We start from the raw sequence: 20,041 nt of genomic DNA, 5'->3' as shown, positions 1-20,041 counted from the left end.
TCATGTCACTTTCTCTTTGTCTTCTTTTGGCTCGGCGCACGGACATTAGCGATGCGACCTCATCAGGCGATAGCGGTTGCCCAGGGCCGCGATGCCACCAGGAAGAACATAGACTGAAACAATCAGAAGCACCCCATACACGACCCAAGGGGCTGACTTGGAAACGCTCTCCGAAAAAGCAGGAATCACCATAATGAAGACCGCGCCGAAAGCGGCGCCCCACAGCGTTCCGACACCGCCCACGACAATCCCGACCAGGAGAGTGATTGACAGAAACAGGGAGAACGAATCGGGCGCCACGAACTGCACCGCCAGTGCTGAAACGGCGCCACCCACGCCCGTATAAGCGGCGGACAAGGCAAAGGTCTTCGTTTTGACGCTCGTTATGTTAAGACCCGTTGCCTCGGCCGCCAGCGCATGGTCACGGATCGCGCGCATGGAGCGACCGGCAGCCCCCCGAAGAAGGTTGTTGGCCATCCAGAACACGATCGCGCAGATCAAAACCGCATACAGAAACAGCCACTGATCCTGCGACAAAGGCAACCCCAATGGCACCTCTGGCTTGATCACTGCAATGCCTTGAACACCGCCTGTCCATTGTTCGAGTAAGCGGCACTTCAAAAGCTGTGGAGTCGCCACGCCAAGGCCAAAAGTGGCTAACGCCAGGTAGATTCCATCGAGCTTGAGTGCTGGCCAGGCAAATGCGTAACCAATGACCAGCGAGACGATTCCGGCCAGCGGCACCACGAGCCAGTAGGGCAAACCAAATCGATCCATGAGAATCGCAACCGTGTAAGCACCAATGCCAAAGAATGCTCCATGTCCGAGGGAGATTTGCCCGTTGTAGCCGGTCAGCAGGTTTAGGCCGAGTAGAGAGACCGCATACGTCAGCAGCATCGTCGCTTGAAAAAGCTGATACCCGTTACCGACAAAGAGCACGCCCGCCGCGACCACGAACAATCCCGCCCAGCAAAGGCGGAACGGAATGCCAACGGCGCGCTGTGCGGTATATGCGCGATCGAGGAAATTGCTCATGATCAAACCCTCGTGACGACCCGGCGGCCAAACAGGCCGTCCGGCGCAAATATCAGAACGACCACGATCAGCAACAGCGCTATCGATAGCTTTAGATCGGTGCCGACCACATAGGTCCCCAACAGATTTTCGGAAATTCCGACCAGGAATCCTCCAACAACGGCGCCAGCAGGATTGCCGATCCCGCCCAACAAGGCGCCGGCGAATGCATAGAGAACCGCTCCCATCATCATGGACGGGTCCAGGAAAACCATCGGCGCCACCAATAAGCCCGATACAGCGCCGATCGCTCCAGCGAGGCCCCACCCTAGCATCAGCATCTTGCCGACAGAAATGCCGACCAACTGAGAGGAAACGCGATTTTGCGCAACCGCGCGCATTTTCAATCCGAGGCTCGTTCTGTAAAAAAAGGCGAATAACAAGGCGACCAAAAAGAATGTCAGCGCAATCGAGCCGGCCTGATGAGCCGACAACAGCTGTGGAAATCCCCATGGCAGGTTGGCGAACGGACTGGGGAAGTCGTGGCTGTCATAGCCGAAGAGCCAACCGGCCATGCCGTGGAAAGTCACCAGCAGGCCGATGAATACCACCACCATGGACAGATCTGGGGCGTCGCGAAGAGGTCGAATCACGACCAGTTCCAACGCCGCCCCCATGACGAAGGAAACGGCGACAGTCACGAGGAACGCGGCCCAGTACGGAATGCCAGCCTGGATCAATACCCATGCGAGATACGTCGAGAACATCGCCATTTCCCCCTGAGCGAAGTTCACGTGATGGGTCGCCTGGTAGATCACTGCGAGCGCGAGCGCCACGATCGCATAGATGCTGCCTGTGCCTACTCCAGCGAGAAGCTGTTGGCCAAATGCTTCCATTCTCAGTCCCCTAGATAGGCTTGACGAATGCGCGCGTTCTTGCGCATGTCGTCGGCTTTGCCGCTCATGACGATGCGGCCTTGTTCAATCAGGTAAGCGCGGTGCGCTAGATCCAGCGCGATGTTGGCGTTCTGTTCGATCAACAGGATCGCCATGCCCTCCTCCCTGTTGATCCGCCGCATGATGCTGAAGATGTCCTGAACGACCAGGGGGGCGAGGCCGAACGAGGGTTCATCCAGCATCAGCAGTTTTGGACGCCCCATTAGCGCCCGTCCAATCGCCAGCATTTGCTGCTCGCCGCCGGAGAGCGTGCCGGCCTGCTGCTTACGGCGCTCGCGAAGGCGCGGAAAGTAGCCGTACATCCTCTCGATATCGGAAGCGATGGCCCGCGCCCCGCCCCGGGAACTTGCTCCAAGTAGCAGGTTTTCTTCGGTGGTCAATCCAAGGAAAGTTCCTCGTCCATCTGGAACATGAGCCACTCCTGCCCTTGCGATTCGCTCGGTTGTAAAGCCATCAATTCTTTGCCCGCCAAAAGTCACCGTGCCTTCGGTCTTCACCATCAACTGGCACAAGGCACGCAAGGTGGTTGTTTTGCCCGCTCCATTGGCACCGAGCAGAGCACAGATCTCGCCGTTATCCACCTGAAGATCAACACCATGGAGCACGCTTGTTGAGCCGTACCTGGCCGCGAGCTGATTCACGTCAAGCAACATAGGAATGCTCCGCTGACTTGCCCAGGTAGGCCTCGATAACTCGACCATCATTGCGTACCGCTTCCGGCGTGCCTTCGGCAATCTTGCGGCCGAAATTCAACGCGACCACCTTGTCGGAAATTGACATCACCAAGCCCATGTGGTGTTCCACAAGCAGCACCGCGAGCTTGAACCGCTGCCGTACATCTTGCAGGAGCCCCCCCAGCGCCTCGACTTCCTCGTGATTGAGACCGCACGCGGGCTCATCAAGCAGAAGTAAGCGAGGACGCGATATGAGGGCCCTCGCCATCTCCACTCTCTTCTGTGTGCCAAAGGGCAGCTCCGACACTGTGCGTTCCGCGACGGCCGCCAGCCCCAGGCTATCGATAACCTCCTGCGCGCGCCGCTGATGGTCCGCTTCGACAACGCGTTCAGAACGAAATCGCCAAGCGCTTGCCAAGAAACGCGGTTGCACTCGGCCATGCACGCCGAGCAGCACGTTCTCGCGCACAGACATGGTCTTGAAGAGCGCAAGGTTCTGGAACGTGCGACCTATACCCATGTGCGCGATCTCGTGCCTGGGCCTCGACAGTGTGGATATGCCGCCGACTTCGACGCTCCCCTCGTTGCAGTCATACAGCCTCGACAAGCAGTTGAATAGCGTGCTCTTGCCTGCGCCGTTCGGCCCGATGAGCCCGCAAATCTGTCCGGCTTCGACGTCGAAGGAGACCTTGTCGAGGGCGACGACGCCCCCGAATCGGACGCTGACATCCCTGATGCGCAGAAGAGGTAGGCAAGAGCCAATCACCCCCGTGTTTTCAGCGTCCATCACCGCCCCTCCAAGAACGCTTGGCGCTCGTTGGCGGATCTCTCCGTCGCGTTCGACTGTGCTGTGGTCGTGATCATTCATCAGAATCCATACGCCGCGGTATTTCAATTCGAAAGAAGCGCACCTTGCGGCACCCATTTGGTCCCATCAAAGCGAACAATCTGGAACTGCTTGATGGGATCGCGATCCGAGTCGCCGACATTCACCGTGATCCCAGGCAGCAAGAAGGGACTGGCTACTTTGCTCAAGCTGGTAGCCTGCTTGATGATGTTGGCACGAGTGAGGTCGTCGCCGGATTGCTCGATGATTCTGGCCAGAAGCGAGGCATCAAAATAGGCGATGGCCGCATTCCTGGACCGGGGATTCACGTCCGGCACATACTTCTTCATGAACTCAACGAACTGCACCATGCTGGGTTCGTTGGAGTAGGCAGGATCGCTCGGCTCCTTGAAGTAACTCGCAGTGATGATGCCTGTGGACTTTTCGAGGCCAACGGGTTTCAGCACCGCTTCGATCGATGCCCAGGGCGAGTCGAGGATCTGCAGCGGCCTCCAGCCGATTTCATATGCTCTGCGGATGGACAGGCTCGTTGCACGTCCCGTGGTGAAGTTCATAAAGACGTTGGCGCCGGATGCCTTCAGCGAAATCAATTGCGAGTCGAGCATTGGATCGGTGGGCTCGTAGCTCACTTCTTTTACGATCAGCGAGGCGGCTTTGGCGCCCATGCCCGCTTTCACGCCTTTGACGAAATCCCGGCCGAAATCATCGTTTTGGTAGAGGATTCCGACCTTCGGAGCGTGCGAGGAGGAAGCCGGGTCTGCCGCCAGCTGGGCAACGTAGCGCCCATAGATGGCGCCCTCCCGTTGATAAGCGGGCAATGCGGCGGTCGTCCAGGGCCAGGTCTTCGCGTCAACGAATCGAGATCCTCCGCTCGTCACGAGGATCTGAGGCACCTTGGCGGCGTTGAGGTAACGTTGAGTCGCCGCATTGGTCGGCGACCCAAAAGGCAGGGCAATGAACAGTACGCCATCCTCCTCTACCAGCTTTCTCGTCTGCTCCATGGTTCGCGGCGGGCTGTAGCCATCGTCCAACGTGACGAAGCGGATTTTCCGGCCGTTGATACCGCCTTTCTCATTCAGGCGCTCGAAATACGCGGCCTGCACTTTCGTTTCGTAGGCCTCCGATGCGACTGGACCGCTGAGCGCCCATGTCTGCCCGATCTTGATCTCGGTGTCGCTCGCTCCTCTGTCATAGCGTTTCTCTGCCATGGCATGCGAACTGAGCAGTGCCGCTACGAACGCGGCAGTCAAAGCCCCTAAGCGACCCTTGTTTCGAAAATGCATGTCTGTCTCCTTGTTGACGGCAAGCTTCGCCGGCGGTCGGCGCCGCCTTGATCCGGCCATGTGCGACTGGCTAAAGTAAGCCACGGCCAAGCTTAAAAGTAAATCACGATTTACTCCGCATTTACCCGGTATTTGTCTTGCTTTCATGCGATGAGGAGGTCGATAGTCCGCAGCCAAACCGGCGCCTGAACGACTATCACCTCTTGCAGGGCGTTTCCCTGCTCGCGCACAGGCTGCTGGGTCACGCAAACGGAGCCGGCACCGAGCGGCTGGCACATTCCCATGCAACCTTTGCCGCGAAGGCGGCCCTCGGTTTCACCGCATCGAGCACGCACGGGCCGCTCGCGACCACGGGGCCGCGAATGGTCCAAGAGCGGAAAGCGAATTGAGCCCTTTAGCCGAGACTGATTTCTTGTTTCATTGCTATTTGAAGACCAGATCTACTGAACATAAAAACCGCTACCGCGGCGAGCGCAAAGGGAACGGCAAAAACAGTGTAGAGCGCGTGACCGCCACTCCCGGTGCCGAGCAGCACGCCAGCGGCAAACGGCGAGATCATGTCCCCGACGCGTCCCATGCCGAGAGCCCACCCCTGGGTGTCCACGATTTGAATTTCGAATTCAGCATTTGCGATCCTTTCCGGTTTGGGCGACCTGGGGCGGCAGACCTTAACAGGAGTCCCCGCATGTACCGCAATCACGCTGCGTGCAAGTAAACACCCATCGCAGGCCGTTCGGGGTTAGGCGGGAATACATTCCATGTGCCGTCACGGTGGCGAAAGAAAAACATTGAAACCGAGCCCGTCGGCCAAAGTGCCTCGACGCGTACATAGCGCCCCCGATGTGAGCGGAAGTGCCCGAACTCGATGACTCGAACCGCCATCGCCCGATTCGGTGCGAGCCAATTTTCGACCATCAAACGCAGAGGTTTTCCTGTGCTAGCCATCATCTCTTCCTTCATTTCCCTTGATCGGGATCGATCCTATTACCGTAGCCGCGATGCAATTTGTAGGACAGGGAATCGAATTGCTCTGCACCCTGCTACAGATTCTTTCGGCCTCCGATGTGCGAGAAAACGGAGATCTCGCGCGCTTTGCGGCCCGATCCATCACTCCCGGAAATGCCGCAATCCGCTAACCAACTGAATGTGCGAAATTAAACCGACACTACTTATCGCACTTAAATCCTTAGTCGCGCACCAGCACCTGAACCACGCAGACGGAGCCGGCTCCAAGCAGATGGCACATCCCCACACGATCCTTGCCGCGCAGGCGCCGCACTGTTTCCCAAATCTGTGCGAGGCCGGTCGGTCCACCCGGATGACCCCGCGCAAGCAGCCCGCCGTCGGTTGAAAACTCCGGCAGGCCAAAGCGGTCCCGCGAACCGGGTCCGAATGCCCCTTCGCCGACTAACGCTTCCGTCTGGCCCGGTTCGGAGAATCCGAGGAGCTCGTAGTACATCAGTTCCTCCACGGCGAATGCATCGTGCACCTGCACGACGTCCACATCGGAGCGTTTCACTGACGCCTGGGTCAACGCCTGGGCCGCGGTTCGCTGCGAAAGTTCCGGCGGACCCACAATCGCGCCCTCAAGGATTAATTCAGGGGAGTACGCGTCGCTTCCGAATGCGCTGCCGGCCAGACGTATCCGGGGTTGCGTCGCGCCCACCGGCCAACCGTCGTCGCTGCACAGCACGGCCGCGGACGCACCTTCTCCCCAAGGCGTGCACATCATCGACGTGAACGGATCAGCAATCATGCGGCTGCCTAGCACCCGCTCGATCGTGACCGGCTCGGGAGCGCGGCGGGCAGCGAAAGGGTTCTCCCGCGCATAGTTCCAATTCTTTGCCGTGATGGCGGCAAGGTGCTCGCGCGTGGTGCCCGATTCATGCATGCGACGTTTGGCCCAGAGCGCGAACGAAACGACCGGTGGCAAGTTCCCTTCAGCCACGATGATGTCCTCCACCGGTACTGCCTTTTGCGGCGAGTCCATGCCCACGACGAGCACCCGTCGTGCATCGCCCGAGAGAATTGCCTGCCGGGCGCAGTGCATCGCCGACAGCCCGGTGGCGGACGCGTTGGTGACGTGCTGGACTGGCACGCCCGTTAGCCCGAGTTCTTTAGCGACAAAGATTCCTCGCGGCGACAAGGGATGCGCTGTACCGACAACCACGGCGTCAATCTCGGCGTAGGTCAAATGGGCATCTTGCAATGCCGCGAGAGCAGCATCGCGCCCCAGCTTCACGCCAACGCCTGGTCCGTGATTGCCGAACGGGACCATGCCCACGCCTGCGATCAAAACGTCATTCATGGGAGAATCTCGTCTCATTGTTGGTGTCACCGGTTTTCGCAATCACGCGATCTCCGATACGATCGGTGCCTGCCGCAAGAAGGGCCTGGATACGAGCGCCGCAGTCGAGATCCACGATCCCATAGGCTTGGCCATTGAAGGTGGTGGCGCTATACAACAGCCCCTGGGCGGGAACTTCGATCAGGTCCGGCTCCCGCAGGGAGCCGTCGGCAACGAGGCTGCGGGGCGGCACATAGACTTGGCTCGTACTGGAGTCGCGGGCCGCCTTGAGTTGTACGACTGACAAGTTGTTTCTCCTGTTTCCGATAAAACCGATTAGTGCGAGGCGTGAAATGAAGCGCCCGATGCGGCCATCTCGCGCAGGAGTGCGGGAACGACGTAGCGAGGGCCGAACTCCGTCGCCATCTCATCGCTGCGTTTCACGAACTGGCGGAGCCCCACCTGGTCGATATGCGCCAGCACGCCACCTCGGAATGCGGGATAGCTCCAGCCGAGCACTGCACCGAGATCCAGTGCGAGTGGATCGCTCGCGATGCCTTCGGCGACCACATGCGTGGTTTCGATAGACTGCATGTTCAGCAGTCGCTCCATCACCACGCTCGCTTCGGGTTGTTGCCGCTGTGGAGGGAAAACAGACGGCAGTTCGTCCCACACGGTCTTGCCCGTGGGCCCATAGCTGTAGACGCCCCCGGCACCCTTGCGTCCAACTCGTCCGGCCCGCAGCAACCTGTCAATCACATCCAGCGCCGGCTGCGACTGCACGGCCGTGCCCCGTCCGGCCTTCGCAAGGCTGGTCAAGATGTTCTTCAGCAGATCGTAGGAAGTGAGGTCGCCCATGGCCAAAGGTCCGATGGGGAATCCGGCCATCGCCGCCGCTTTGTCGATCAACTCTGGCGAGATACCTTCGCCCAGCATCTGCAGCGCTTCGCGGGAGTAGGCCGCTACCACCCGGGATGTATAGAAGCCTGGCCCATCATTGACCACGACAGGCGTCTTGCCGAGCAACTTCAGCAGGGACTTCGAGCGAGCGAGCGACTCAGCGCTCGTCTGACTGCCCATCACGACTTCCACGAGTGCCATCCGGTCCACCGGGGCGAAGAAGTGCAAGCCGATGAAGTTTCCAGGTGTCTGAACCGTCCCGGCCATCTTCGTGATCGATAGCGTCGAGGTGTTGCTCGCCACGAGGACGTCCGGACCCGCCGCGTCGAAGATCTTCCTGAACACCTCGCTCTTCACTTCCGCGATCTCCGCTACTGCCTCAACGACGGCCTGGCATCCCTCGAGGCGCCCGAAGTCAGTCGTGGCTTCAATGCGGGAGAGGGCCTCGTCGCGTTGCCCGTGCCCCATCAGTTGTCGCGCCACGGCAGCGTCCAGCGTCTTGGCGATGCGATCCAGTCCCTTGCGCGCCTCTTCGTCTGTGCGGTCGATGAGCACGGTCTCTATGCCGGACCTGGCACACACCAGAGCGATACCGCCTCCCATTGTCCCGGCACCCACGACCCCGATGCGCGTTGGCGTGAACGTCGCCGCGCCGGCTCCGGATTGGCCCGCTTTCCTGACTGCGCCCGTTGCGATGAACTGCGTACGAATGCGATTCTTGGCGGAGGGCGAAATCGCCACCGTCCCGAAACGGCGGGCTTCGATCGCGAGCCCTGCATCGATGTCGACAGCCAATCCCTCCCTCAGCACCTCCAGGACGGCGTGGGGCGCGACATCTTGCGGAGGCGATTTGCGCTGCCGCTCCGCGAACGCTTTGTCGAAGAACGCTTGGCCTTCGGCCGAGTGCGGCTGGAATCCCGGGTACTGGAACCCCTCGCGATCCCACGCTTGCTGTGCTGATGGGTGATCAAGCACCCACCGGCGCGCGGCATCCAATGCCTGGTCCGCGGGAACGATCTCATCCACGAGGCCGCAGCCGAGTGCCTCCTGCACGTCTATGGGCTTCCCTTCAAGCAACATCTTTGTCGCGGGCGCGATTCCTATGAGCCGCGGCAACCGCTGCGTGCCACCCGCACCCGGGATCAGCCCAAGATTGACTTCCGGACAGCCAAGCTGCACCCGCGCGTCGTCGCTTGCCACTCTTCGGTGGCAGGCGAGCGCAACTTCGAGCCCTCCTCCAAGCGCCGAGCCCGTGATGACTGCGACGAACGGCTTGGATGAGCGCTCGATCGCGCGTAGGCACGCGCCAACCGGAGCCACCATGGCCTGAGCTTCTTCCGGCGTCTGGATTGCGTAAAGCGCCACCAGATCGCCGCCTGCGACATAGTCGCGCTTTGCCGACCGGATCAACGCCCCTTTCACTGCGTCATCGTTGATGGCGCGGTCGACGGCGCGTGCGAATGCATCGACAGCCGCCGGGGTCTTGACGTTCACAGGACCGTCCGGGTTGTTCCAGATGATGTGTGCGATGCCATCCTTGTCCAGTTCGTAATCAATCACTTCTTCATTCCCTTTCGTTCGTTGCCGTTGCGGGTCCCGTGCGGACAAACCAAATTCGGACAGTGGCATGGCGCATAGGGGTGGTCCCTTTAACGCCACTCCGATGACGTGGTGTCCTTGAGCGGGGCCTCTCGTGAGCATTGCTCTGCGCTTAACGGCCATGGGCAGGTCTGCTGGATAGAAGTAAATCACGATTCACATGCGAAAGTAAATGGCGCGTCACATAGGGTTTTCCCCTTCAAAGCGCTGTGCCACCGAGCGCAACGGGCCAGCGTGGCAACGAACAGATGCGCGACCCGCCCCCAATACGGCGCAAACCGCTCCAGCGGAAGACGTGAACAAGCGTTCAATTATTGAGCCATGTACAGTCCCGACCATGTGCAGGTGAGCACACTCGGCGGACTCCTTTGCGGACGTCCATGCCTGCAGAGCTTTTCGGAACTCACTGTCCGGCGCAGCAGCAGCTAGTCGACCCCGAGGATTGCGCAGAGAACACCTTTGTCGGGGAACCGCGACCTTGGCCGGTGGCCTGCGGTTCGCAGGTGAAGGCAAACCTATTCAGTCATAGCCGCGCCCCGTCCGCGATATTGGGTCGGACGCTTACCGGCAACTCAGTCTCGTCAGTCGGCATTTGTACAAGGATGCGGCACGGGGAAATTCAATAGGACGTCCTTACACACGCCTGCACGAACGTCGCCATCTCAACTCCCAGGTCGTCCGAGTCGACGCCGAGGTGCTGGACGGACGTAAAATGATTTTGGTCTGGAATCAGAAACGTCGTGGTCTTAGCGCCTGGTGTCGACGTTCTGGCGCTGACCACGGTTTTCCATTGGCTAATGAATTCCGGTGGATCCAATTCTGCCGCGACCAGCAACAGAGGAGCTTCAGTCGCACCGATGCCATTGACTGTTGAATAGCGGCCTGGCGTTAAATCGTCGCCGTAGTAAGCAAACGCGCCTTGAAACGGAAGCAATGAAGGGACAAAGATACCTGAAATGAGCACGGCCCCACGGAGGGCTGACGAATCAGGGATTCGGCCATGATGCCCGGACAGCCAAGAAGCGAGATGCGTTGCACCTGCTGAATGACCGATGACGATCAGTTGCTCAGTTGATATGCCGAGTTGCCCCGAATGCATGGCCAGCCAATCAATCGCTCGCTCGATATCCTCGGCACCTGCTGGCCACTGAGCTGCAGGAGCCAAACGGTAGGACATCAATGCTGCCGCGAAGCCATGAGAATTGGCCCACGCAGCAACGTTGGAGTAAAGATAACTGCCCGGTATGCGGCGGTTCCCGCCGACAAACCCACCACCGTGGACGAAAAGAACGAGCGGCTGGCTCGGTCCCGCTGCATCGACCGTGCGATAAAGATCCAGACAATGCCGGTCATCGGGTCCGTAGCGCAGATCTGGCGTAACCGTGCTGCACGCCGCTCCTACGTCGCGCGAGTGGAGCGGCGCGCAAAGGGTGAGCGACGCTTGAAAGCTCTCCGTAGAGAGTGTCCTCGGAATTCTTCGGATTTCGGCGAGATACTCAGGTGCCAGCGGTGGCGCAGCTTCAATTCTCAAATTTGACATCGTTTTACGCAGCACTGCGTTCCGAAAAGTGGTTTGCAAGATCCGATGCGAATGCCCTACTCACAGCTGAGCTACCGACTCGAAACCATGGTCATCCGGGCCTTGTGGCAAAGGCACCTGCAAAACGACCGTACCGGACGATGGAGGCTCGCGTTAAGCGTTCTGAACCGGTTGCGCAGATCCTGCGGGCTCTCTCTCGAGCGACATTCTGGTGGATGTCATTCAGCAACGGCATCAACAAGTCCCACGAAGCTCCATTGCTTGCCCGGTGCCAATCCCGCCAATTCCTTGCCGCACTCGCTGAGCATCACGGGCGACGAGGTGACGTGTTGGGAACCGGCGTCCATGTCCCTATAGATCCGCTGTTTTGAAGAAAGAAACGAGATACCGAAGCCCGCATCCGCAGAATTCAAGAGGGCCAGGAAACCTGCGGTATGCGCAATCGAGACAACCACGAGCGGCGGGTCGAGGGAAACGGACGTGAAGGCATTTGCAGTCATTGAGCGCACACCGCCAGAATGGGAAACGCTGAGCACTGTCACGCCACTGGCGAAGCGCCCCCATCGCTCTTCTGAACTCACCGGCAGACAGTGCCTCGCCGGCGAGGCTATCCCACTCTGCCTTCTGACCTGTGCCGATGCTCCGCTCTGGAAGACTCATTTTCGAACCTCACAAGGTCGGCCGCCGTGACATTAAAGCCGACCCGCGCTACAAAGTAAATGTAGATTTACACCTAGTTTACCCGAGCGTTGCGGTCAAGCAAGGATCCGCGCGCTGCGGCCTAACCTACAGGAAGAAGAGTGGAATAAGAGCGCGGCTGCGCCACCGAGGTCGGGCGATTGTGGGACGATGACAGGGCAAACGCCACGTAAATCCATATTCACTTTTACAGATGACCATGCTTTAATTTGTCACACTGCGGTCTGCGCCCACGCCGAGCTTCACACAGCTCAGCCGAGGACAAAGCGAACCCGATCATGCATGCAATTGCTTTCACCACGTTGCACGACGGTCCGAGCTGCGAATGCAACCTCAAGATTAAGAATGACCGGCGCGAGGTTCGCCCAACCCACCGACACCATAACGGCGGCACGCTCATGCTCACTGCCGCGATATGGAAGTCTCAAATAAACGCGCGCCAGCGATTTTCGAACCCAAGGTTCTACGTCTTGCAAGGGAGCAAGCGCCTGGCGCTCGGTAGCAAAGCGTTCGATCTGCGTACCAGGCTGACGATCAGTTGAGACGGAATAACTACGGGGCACTAGCTGTTGTCCGTTTGATGCCGCGCGCTCGTTGGACGCGCCCTGTCGTTGTAGTCTCAGCGCCCTTCCTTTTTCGCCAGCCAATCATGACGCCATTCGATCCAGATCACCTGCTCCGCCCCATCGATGACAGCACGCCGACAGGCGAGAACCTCGAATACGATCCAGAATTCATCGCGCTGGAACGGCTCGCCACACCGACATCCGAGCGGGCGATGGGCGACAGCCTGAAGGCCGCCGTAGAACCGGACTGGGATAAGGTGGCAACCGCCGCCGAGGCTTTGTTCAACCGTACCAACGACCTGCGTGTGGCCATCCATCTGACCGCCGCCTCGACCCGCATTCATGGCATTGCAGGCTGGAGCGCCGGTCTGGGGCTGGTTCGCGGTCTGCTGGAACGTTACTGGGAAGCGGCGCACCCGCAATTGGACGCGGCCGACGACAACGACGCTACCGCGCGCACCAACGCGATCATGCCGCTCGGCGATCCCCGGAGCGTACTCGCCTATTTCCGCAACGCGCCCTTCGTGAGCTCACCGCGACTCGGCCGCTTTTCGTTGCGCGATCTGCGTATCGCGACGGGCGCAATCACCCGGCCACCCTCTGCGGAGGGCATGCCTGCGACCACGCTGATCGATCTCGAAGCGTGCTGCATGGATTGCCCCGAACACCAGTTGCCCGATGCGGCCGCAGCACTCGCGATAGCGCTAGAGCACGCGCGCGCCATTGATGCAATTGCGAGCGAAAAGCTGGGTACCGCTGGACCGGATCTGGGCCACCTGACCGACGATATCGAAGAGTTGAAGAAGTTCGTCGATGCACAGTTGGCGCGGCGCTTTCCAGAGCGCGGCGAAGCGCTTGCCGCCGGATTGGTGTCGACCGGCGAAGACGCGCCCACGAACCCTGCCCCTCGGCGCGATAACGGACGAATCCAGGGACCCGATGACGTCGTCCTGTGCATCGACGAAATCTGCGACTACTACGAACGTCACGAACCGTCCAGTCCGCTGCCGATCCTGCTCAAGCGAGCCAGACGTCTGGTCGGCAAGCGCTTCGCGGAGGTCCTTAAAAACATCGCGCCCGGCGGCCTCGCAGAACTGCAGACGCTATCCGGGCCGGACGAAGAATAATCCCTGCAGATCGGCGCAACATTGAGCGGCTGTTGCGCTCGGACTGGCTGCTTCGAAAACGCGGCTCAATAGGCGAAGACAAACCAGCAAAACAGCATGACGCCCACCGCGGCCACGCCGAGCAGCACGGCGGCCCACGCGGCGAGCGGTCGCGCGCCGAGGTCCGTGCGCACTGCCCCCCCTTCAGCACTTGCCGCACTTCCGGCATCGTGACCTTCCGCCGACACGTCCGGCTGTTGCATGACGCCCGACAGCACGACCCGCCGCACGGTGTCGCCTGTACCCGCAGTGTCCCGCCCCAGCGATTCGAACAACATGCGTCGGCGGTACCGGTATTCGTTGCGCTGAATCCGCTGTAGTTGATGGGCTTCGTCGAGCGCGCGCAATGCGTCGTTGACCTGCTGCTCGTCCACACTCATGCCTGCTGCCTCCTCGGTCGCAGCCACTCGCACTGCACGACATCCTGCCCGTTCGGATCGCTGCGGACCGACAGCGCAGGCGGCACGATAGTCATGCCGTGGTTGCGGCGCACGGATGCCGATAACGCACCGGCCATCTGTGCGGACGATGAAGTGGTGGAACGCGCGCCAGTTCTCGCGGGTGCCGACCCGCTGCGAAGAACGTCGATCTGACGCTCACAACGTGTCCTGAAAGCGTCGGATAGCGCGGCCAGCTTCGGCGTGCGCCCGTGATAAGCGGAAGGGATGGGGTCCGGATGGTTCATGGCGGAAATTTCACGATGCTTCGAGCCGCACGATGACGGCGGAAATGTTGTCGCGCGCGCGACGCGCAAGGGCGAGTTCGAACAGGCGCTCGATCTGCCGGCGTGGACTGTGCTGCTCGCGACAGGCGGCGGTCAATTCGCCATCACTCAGCTCCTTGTTGACGCCATCCGAGCACAGCAGGAACTGCATGCCGGGACGGCTGCCGGCCATGGCCCAGTCGACGTAGAGCGTCTCGTCGACGCCGACCGCCCGGGTCAGCACGCCAGTGCCCACGCCTGCCGGCGCGCGCAGTCCGAAATGCGTGATGTCGACCGCTTGACCATGCACGTGGTCGCGAGTGAGTTGCGTCAGTGCGCCGTTTTCCTGAACGTACACGCGGCTATCGCCGACCCAGCCGCACAGCACGAACTGCTGGTCATGCACCAGCAGCGCGACGGTCGAACCGATCACGTCGGTTTGTCGCGCGACGGCGGCCTCGCGCAGTTCGGTGTTCACCTGCTGCAGGCTGTCTTCGATCGCAGCAATGAAGTCGAAGACGCTGCCTTCGCGCGTCAGCGCACCAAGGCGTTCGATGATCAGCGTGCTCGCGTAGTCGCCGGCCGAATGGCCGCCCAGACCGTCGGCCACAGCCCACAGTCCGAGGTCCTCGCGAACCAGAATCGCATCTTCATTGCGGCGGCGCACCTTGCCTGTCTCGGTGTGGCCGGCGGAGCAACAATGCGTCGTCATGAGCCGGCTTCAATCACGGCCAGCGGCCATTGCGCGGGCTGCGTGCCGAGGCCCGCGCACATCGCAAGATGCAGGCGGGCGTCATCGTTCGTGGTCAATGCCAGCGCCTCGAGCAGACACGCGTGCGGAAGCTGGATGAGCGCGCGGCTGACGAGCAACAGCAGGCGATCGTCATCCTCGAGCGTGATGCACGCTTCGTCGCAATCCGGCTCTTCGGAGGCGCCGATGCCGGGCATCGCGAGCCATGCATCGCCGAACAGCAGATCGTCAAATTCGCCGCCCGCGCCTGCCGCCCGCTCGACGAACAGTGGTTGCAAGTGGCCGCGCCGCCAGTGCCAGGCTGCTGCGGCGCCGATCCGCAGCAGTCGCACCTGCGCTGCGTCAAAGCGCGCGACGAGGGCAGCGCCGTTTGCTGCCGCTGCGTAACGCGCATCGTGCGCATCGTGCCGGGCGCCGCGCAGTTGCGCGTGCAGCGCCAGCAGGCCGGTCCGCAGACTGGGCAGATCCGCCGCACTGCGCTGCGCCGTCTCGCGGATGGCGCGCGCTGCACCTTGGTGCGAGTGAGACGGACCGTCATCGGCACTCAGCAACAGCGTGCGGCCGTCGTCGAGTAGCAGCAGCGCATCGCTGGCATCTGCAGCGTGACCGGCTGCCGATGAACCGACGGGCAACACTCGATCATCGTGACCATCCTCCGCGTGCAGAGCGGATTGCCCGGCAGCGATCTCTTCATCGCCCAGCAACGCAACAGACTCGCACTGACGAGCGGATGCCGAGCCGAACTCGCGCAGCGCATCGCCCATGTCACCCATGTCGCCCACGTCGCCCACCCTCGACACCACCGGCTCCAGTAGCGCTGCGTAGCTCAACGGCAAACCACGCGTCGCCAGCAGGCACGCAGCACGTTCGGTCCACCAGAGGCACCACGGCCCCGGCCGCTTGCCGAGTTGCGACCATGCCTCGGCCAGCACCACCCCAACGGCCGCGCCTTCGGGCATCGCCAGTCGCCATTGACCGCCGTCCCACGGCAGCGCGCGCCAGAACGCAGCCATGTCGGTCGCGGGTCGCACGTGCGTCAGCGGACCGGGCAACGCCGCCACACGCACATCGAAGGTGTCGACGCTCACGACCTCGTGCTGCGCACTGCGATAGACGCACTCGAGCGCGTCGAACCACGCGTGATTGCCGAGCACGGTCGCGACATCGCCGCCACAGGGCGCGGCCAGCATCATCGGAAAGGCGCGGCCGAGCCGATCGACGGCCGGTCCGATCAGACCGCACCACGCGACGTTGCCGCACACCGGTGCCGGCAGCACGAAGCGCCACGCCGCGCCCTGTCGCCATGCGGCGTCCCAGTGCGCTCCGAGTTCGCGGCGCCCGGTTTCGACCGCGCGCTGGAAGTCACGGTCCCAGCCTTCGACGAACACGGACGGCAGCCGTCGCTGAACAAAATCGCCCGCGCTGGGCAACTTCCCGAAGAAGCCGACTCCACCGTTCATCGCGGACACCTGAAACGACGGACTTCGTCGTTGAGGAACGGGTTCTTCAGACTCGCGGGCGCGATCGGCAGCTTCACTGCATGGCCGCCGAAGTCGAAGGTCGCGAGATAGCGCAGGTCGCTTTGCTTTTGCAGACGGGCCGCATCGAGCGCGTGGAAGAACGCCCAGTCGCCATTGAATTTCAGCGGCGTGCCGACCGGCTGGCCGGACGTATCGAACGCACTGACGACCACGTGTCCGGGCTGCGGTCCAGGCCACATCATCGTCATGCTCGCGGGGCCGTTCGCCGCGTAGTCGTACTTCTGCCCGTCGATTTCGACGGTCAGCTTCGCGATTGCCGGATCGAGCTGCGGCGCGAGCAGCGTAAAGCCGACCTGCAGTTGCGCGCCGTTGCGGAAATAGATCTGGCGGATCGCGTCGGCACTCTGCGCTTCGCTCAGCACGGCGTCGGGGCCGGCCGGCGCGCCGGGCTTCCAGCGCCAGTTGCGGCCACTCGTGTCGACTGATTTCGCGAGCGTCGACTTGAAGAAACTGTCGAACCGTCCGCCATTGCCGAACAGCTCGGCGAAGTTCTGCACGGGGATGTCCGATGCACGGTTCGACGCAAACGGATAGCGGCCATCGACGAAGCTCGCGCAGTCGTTGCCCGCTGCCTCGCGAAACTGGCTGGCGAGCGCGGCGCTGCTTCCGCTCGCGACCAGATCCGCGCTCCTGCCAGTGAGGCCGGAAATCAGCGAAGCCACCTGCGGCGGCAACTGGTCGCTCTCCTGGCGCGCCGCGAGCACGGCCGGATTGTTCTGCGCGCCGGGTGCGCTCAGGTCAGTCATCGTTAACAGGTTCTTGCCGAGCTGGTCGAGCACGGTGGACATCTGATCGAGCGGCGTCGAACCCGGCGTGCCGACGCTCATCTCGTTCAACTGCGCGAAATGCGCCTCGATGGCGGCGCCCGGCTGGCTGGCCGGCGCTTCGCCCGAACCCGGTTTGGTGCTTGCGGTGCCGTTGGTCGTGGTGCCGTCCGGCAACGTTGCGCCCGCATCGCGCAATTCGCCGGCAAGGCGCGTGTTCGCAGCGCGTCTCGCGACCAGGCTCTCGCCTACAGACGCCGCCTGCGCGCCCACCGCCGAAGCCGACAAAACCGATGAAGCCGAAGTTGCACCGTCAGCCGTGGCGCCGCGCAACATGTCGCTGGTGTTGTCACGCACGAGATGCAGCAGCGCTTTCAGCGGCGAACTCGGACCCGACAGTTTCGCGGCCAGCGCACTCGCGCCCTGAATGTCGGACACCGGCTGAAGTTGCAGATCGGCGAGCAATGCGTCCCACGCCTTGATGTAGTCCTGCTCATACAGCGCCAGCACCTGCTGTTCATAGCGCGAGCGCGCGAGCGGATCGATGCGGCTGGCGTTGAAGACCCAGTAGTCCTTCACGAAGCCGTCCACCGATCGATCGATTCCGCCGTTTACTTCGGCGGCGAAAACCGGCCTCGTGAACAGCGCGGGGAACGGTTGCGAAAGCGGCGCGCCACTCTTGCGGCGAAACACGCTGCCAAGCAGTCCGAGCGAATGGTCGAGTCGCACCGGCGGCGCCCCCGAACGCCCGGCGTCGAGCTGGACGCTGCCGTAGATCAGCGTCGCGAGATCAGCGGTCTTCAGCGTCGCGCGCGCCTGATCGATCAGCGCGTTGTCGAGCGTCAGCGCGCGCGGCTTCGCCGGATCGTCGACCAGCGCGGAAAAGTGTTTGCCGAGCGCGTTCTGGATCGCCGGGTCCTGCGGGAACATGCGTTGCCATTCGATGCGCGCGAGCGCGGCCAGCTCGCCGGGATCGAGATGCTGCGGCTGGCCGAGCATCAGATAGCCCTTCAGGTAGTCGTAGAGTGCCTGCGGAGCGTTGGCACTGGCGTTGAGTCCTTCCCGAAAGCGCACGCCGACGCCGGGCAGCAAGGTGCCGTCGAGTTCGCGCAGATACGCGGCATGCACCTGCCCGAACAACGCGTGGCCCTGGAACAGGCCGAAGCGCATCAGCCAGGGCACGTGGCCCTGATACTGGCCCGCGACGCCCTGCGCGCCCGAGATGACTTCGAGGCGCGCGAGCGCTCGCGCGAAATACGTCTTGAGATCCGGTGCGCCGACGAGGCTGCTGGCTGGCGGCAGGTCTTCCAGGGTGTCCTGCACCTGCGCGACGTAGAGACGGTTGCGCGTGTAACTGGTGGCGAAGCCGGTGATCAGCAGCGCCGTGACGAGCGCGATGCCGATATACATCCCGGCCTGCATCAGCAGCTTCTGCCGTTCCAGCCGCGGATTGGTGCCGGCGAGGCCCGACTCGCGGAACAGCACTTCCTTCAGCAGCCGTTCGACGAAAAAGGTCCGGCGTTGCGTGCCGCCGCCCTGCACGCGCGCCGCGTCGACGCCGAAGGTGCGCGCGACGGCGTTCAGCATGCGGTCGATCGGCGCGCCCTGCTGGGTGCCGGAGGTCAGATAGACGCCGCGCAACAGTGGCGCTGCGCCGTACTGATGACGCCCGAACGCGCCTTCGACGAACTGCCGCGCAATTTCGCGAAACGCGCCGAGCTGCTGCGGAAAGCTGAGCACGGCGGCGCGTCGGCTGCGATCGCGCTCCCCATGCAGACGCTCGATCACGCGCGTATTCAGACGCTCCAGCAACAGGTCGAACTCGCCCGCGAAGCGCGCGCAGGCGCTACAGTCGATACTCGTGTCGACGGGAAACGTCATGCCCCAGACCTGATTGCGCAGATCGGGCCCGAGATCGTCGAAGAACTCGGTGAAGCCCGCCACGAGATCGCACTTGGTGAACACGAGATACACGGGCACCGCCACCTTCAGGTGCTGCGCGAGTTCGTCGAGGCGCCGGCGCACGGTGCGGATGTGCTGCTGACGCGTGTCTTCGTCGAACGTCAGCAGATCGGACACGCTCATGGTCACGATCACGCCGTTCAGCGGACGGCGCCGCCGATAGCGGCGCAGCAGCGACAGAAACGCCTGCCACGCGGACGCGTCGGCGGCCGCATCGGAGTCCTGCGTCGTGTAGCGGCCCGCGGTGTCGAGAAACACCGCCTCGTCGGTGAACCACCAGTCGCAGTTGCGCGTGCCGCCGATGCCGCGCAGCGCCTCCTTGCCGAAGCGCTCCGAGAGCGGAAACTCGAGCCCGGAATTCTGCACCAGGGTGCTCTTGCCCGAGCCCGGCGGACCGATCACCACATACCACGGCAGCGCGTAGAGATTGCTGCCATTGCTGCGGGTCTTGCGCAACATATCGATTGCTTCGCGAAAGCGACGCTGCAACTGCTCGCGTTCGGCGCTGCCGGGATCGTCGAGCGGAAGCTGCGCGTCCTGTCCAGCCAGCTCGCCGGACAGTTGCGACGTCTTGAGCCGCGCGCGCCATTGCATGACCTGTTCGACCAGCAGCCAGCCGAGCACGATCGCGAAGATCAGAGCCAGCCGGGCCGCGGCGCTCGCGAGCGGTTGCCGTTCTCCGATCCCGAGATAGGGGCCGCCCAGCCAGATCAGCGCAGCGATCAATAGCAATCCGATCGCGACGGTGAACCACCGGGACGTCACCCAGGTTTTCAGCGTGTTCATGGG

At 62.1% G+C, this 20,041-nt stretch carries 17 protein-coding genes; 1 reads left to right on the top strand and 16 read right to left on the bottom strand.

All coding sequences use genetic code 11. The features are described from left to right. Positions 1-45 precede the first annotated feature (45 nt). The 12 genes from OKW37_RS11585 to OKW37_RS11530 form a co-directional block, all read right to left on the bottom strand. Positions 46-1,035: a branched-chain amino acid ABC transporter permease gene (locus OKW37_RS11585; protein ID WP_429509821.1), complete on the bottom strand. Its 990-nt coding sequence runs from the start codon at positions 1,033-1,035 to the stop codon at positions 46-48. Between the two features lie 2 nt (positions 1,036-1,037). Next, the gene (locus tag OKW37_RS11580; RefSeq protein WP_429406393.1) at positions 1,038-1,910 is read right to left on the bottom strand and encodes a branched-chain amino acid ABC transporter permease; all 873 of its coding nucleotides are present in this window, start codon (positions 1,908-1,910) and stop codon (positions 1,038-1,040) included. A 2-nt stretch (positions 1,911-1,912) separates the two neighbouring features. Next, entirely contained in the window at positions 1,913-2,629 is a 717-nt protein-coding gene (locus OKW37_RS11575) for an ABC transporter ATP-binding protein (protein WP_429408422.1), read from the bottom strand. Continuing rightward, positions 2,613-3,431 carry an ABC transporter ATP-binding protein gene (locus OKW37_RS11570; protein WP_429408424.1) on the bottom strand — a complete coding sequence of 273 codons (819 nt, stop codon included), beginning with the start codon at positions 3,429-3,431 and terminating at the stop codon, positions 2,613-2,615. The genes OKW37_RS11575 and OKW37_RS11570 overlap by 17 nt, the downstream gene beginning before the upstream one ends. A gap of 104 nt (positions 3,432-3,535) precedes the next feature. Continuing rightward, positions 3,536-4,774: an ABC transporter substrate-binding protein gene (locus tag OKW37_RS11565; protein WP_429406395.1), complete on the bottom strand. Its 1,239-nt coding sequence runs from the start codon at positions 4,772-4,774 to the stop codon at positions 3,536-3,538. A gap of 394 nt (positions 4,775-5,168) precedes the next feature. Continuing rightward, positions 5,169-5,378 (bottom strand): hypothetical protein, encoded by a 210-nt coding sequence (locus tag OKW37_RS11560; protein ID WP_429406397.1) that lies wholly within the window; start codon positions 5,376-5,378, stop codon positions 5,169-5,171. A 582-nt stretch (positions 5,379-5,960) separates the two neighbouring features. Continuing rightward, positions 5,961-7,082 (bottom strand): thiolase family protein, encoded by a 1,122-nt coding sequence (locus OKW37_RS11555; RefSeq protein ID WP_429406399.1) that lies wholly within the window; start codon positions 7,080-7,082, stop codon positions 5,961-5,963. Continuing rightward, a complete protein-coding gene (locus OKW37_RS11550) occupies positions 7,075-7,368 on the bottom strand; it encodes a hypothetical protein (protein WP_429406401.1) in 294 nt (97 codons plus the stop codon). Before OKW37_RS11550 ends, OKW37_RS11555 begins: the two co-directional genes overlap by 8 nt. 29 nt (positions 7,369-7,397) lie before the next feature. Further along, positions 7,398-9,590 (bottom strand): 3-hydroxyacyl-CoA dehydrogenase NAD-binding domain-containing protein, encoded by a 2,193-nt coding sequence (locus OKW37_RS11545; RefSeq protein WP_429406403.1) that lies wholly within the window; start codon positions 9,588-9,590, stop codon positions 7,398-7,400. Positions 9,591-10,179: 589 nt separating this feature from the next. Next, the gene (locus OKW37_RS11540) at positions 10,180-11,139 is read right to left on the bottom strand and encodes an alpha/beta hydrolase (protein ID WP_429406405.1); all 960 of its coding nucleotides are present in this window, start codon (positions 11,137-11,139) and stop codon (positions 10,180-10,182) included. Positions 11,140-11,318: 179 nt separating this feature from the next. Then, a complete protein-coding gene (locus tag OKW37_RS11535; RefSeq protein WP_429406407.1) occupies positions 11,319-11,681 on the bottom strand; it encodes a flavin reductase family protein in 363 nt (120 codons plus the stop codon). A gap of 369 nt (positions 11,682-12,050) precedes the next feature. Then, complete coding sequence (locus OKW37_RS11530) at positions 12,051-12,446, bottom strand: hypothetical protein (protein WP_429406409.1); 396 nt, start codon at positions 12,444-12,446, stop codon at positions 12,051-12,053. 2 nt (positions 12,447-12,448) lie between these two features. Here OKW37_RS11530 and tssA point away from each other — a divergent pair, with 2 nt between their 5' ends. After that, the gene (gene tssA, locus OKW37_RS11525; RefSeq protein WP_429406411.1) at positions 12,449-13,492 is read left to right on the top strand and encodes a type VI secretion system protein TssA; all 1,044 of its coding nucleotides are present in this window, start codon (positions 12,449-12,451) and stop codon (positions 13,490-13,492) included. 65 nt (positions 13,493-13,557) lie between these two features. Here tssA and OKW37_RS11520 read toward each other — a convergent pair whose 3' ends face one another. The 4 genes from OKW37_RS11520 to tssM all read right to left on the bottom strand — a co-directional run bounded on the left by OKW37_RS11520 (position 13,558) and on the right by tssM (position 20,038). After that, positions 13,558-13,911, bottom strand: a complete 354-nt coding sequence (locus OKW37_RS11520; protein WP_429406413.1) for a hypothetical protein — start codon at positions 13,909-13,911, stop codon at positions 13,558-13,560. A 315-nt stretch (positions 13,912-14,226) separates the two neighbouring features. Continuing rightward, complete coding sequence (locus OKW37_RS11515) at positions 14,227-14,946, bottom strand: PP2C family protein-serine/threonine phosphatase (RefSeq protein WP_429357100.1); 720 nt, start codon at positions 14,944-14,946, stop codon at positions 14,227-14,229. After that, positions 14,943-16,445, bottom strand: coding sequence for a type VI secretion system-associated protein TagF (tagF, locus tag OKW37_RS11510; protein ID WP_429406415.1), 1,503 nt, complete (start codon positions 16,443-16,445; stop codon positions 14,943-14,945). Before tagF ends, OKW37_RS11515 begins: the two co-directional genes overlap by 4 nt. After that, positions 16,442-20,038 carry a type VI secretion system membrane subunit TssM gene (gene tssM, locus OKW37_RS11505; RefSeq protein WP_429406418.1) on the bottom strand — a complete coding sequence of 1,199 codons (3,597 nt, stop codon included), beginning with the start codon at positions 20,036-20,038 and terminating at the stop codon, positions 16,442-16,444. The genes tagF and tssM overlap by 4 nt, the downstream gene beginning before the upstream one ends. Between the last annotated feature and the right edge of the window lie 3 nt (positions 20,039-20,041).

Source organism: Paraburkholderia sp. MM5482-R2, assembly GCF_050436125.1.
Classification (GTDB): Bacteria; Pseudomonadota; Gammaproteobacteria; order Burkholderiales; family Burkholderiaceae; genus Paraburkholderia; species Paraburkholderia tuberum.
This window is presented reverse-complemented; position numbering and strand designations above follow the sequence as displayed.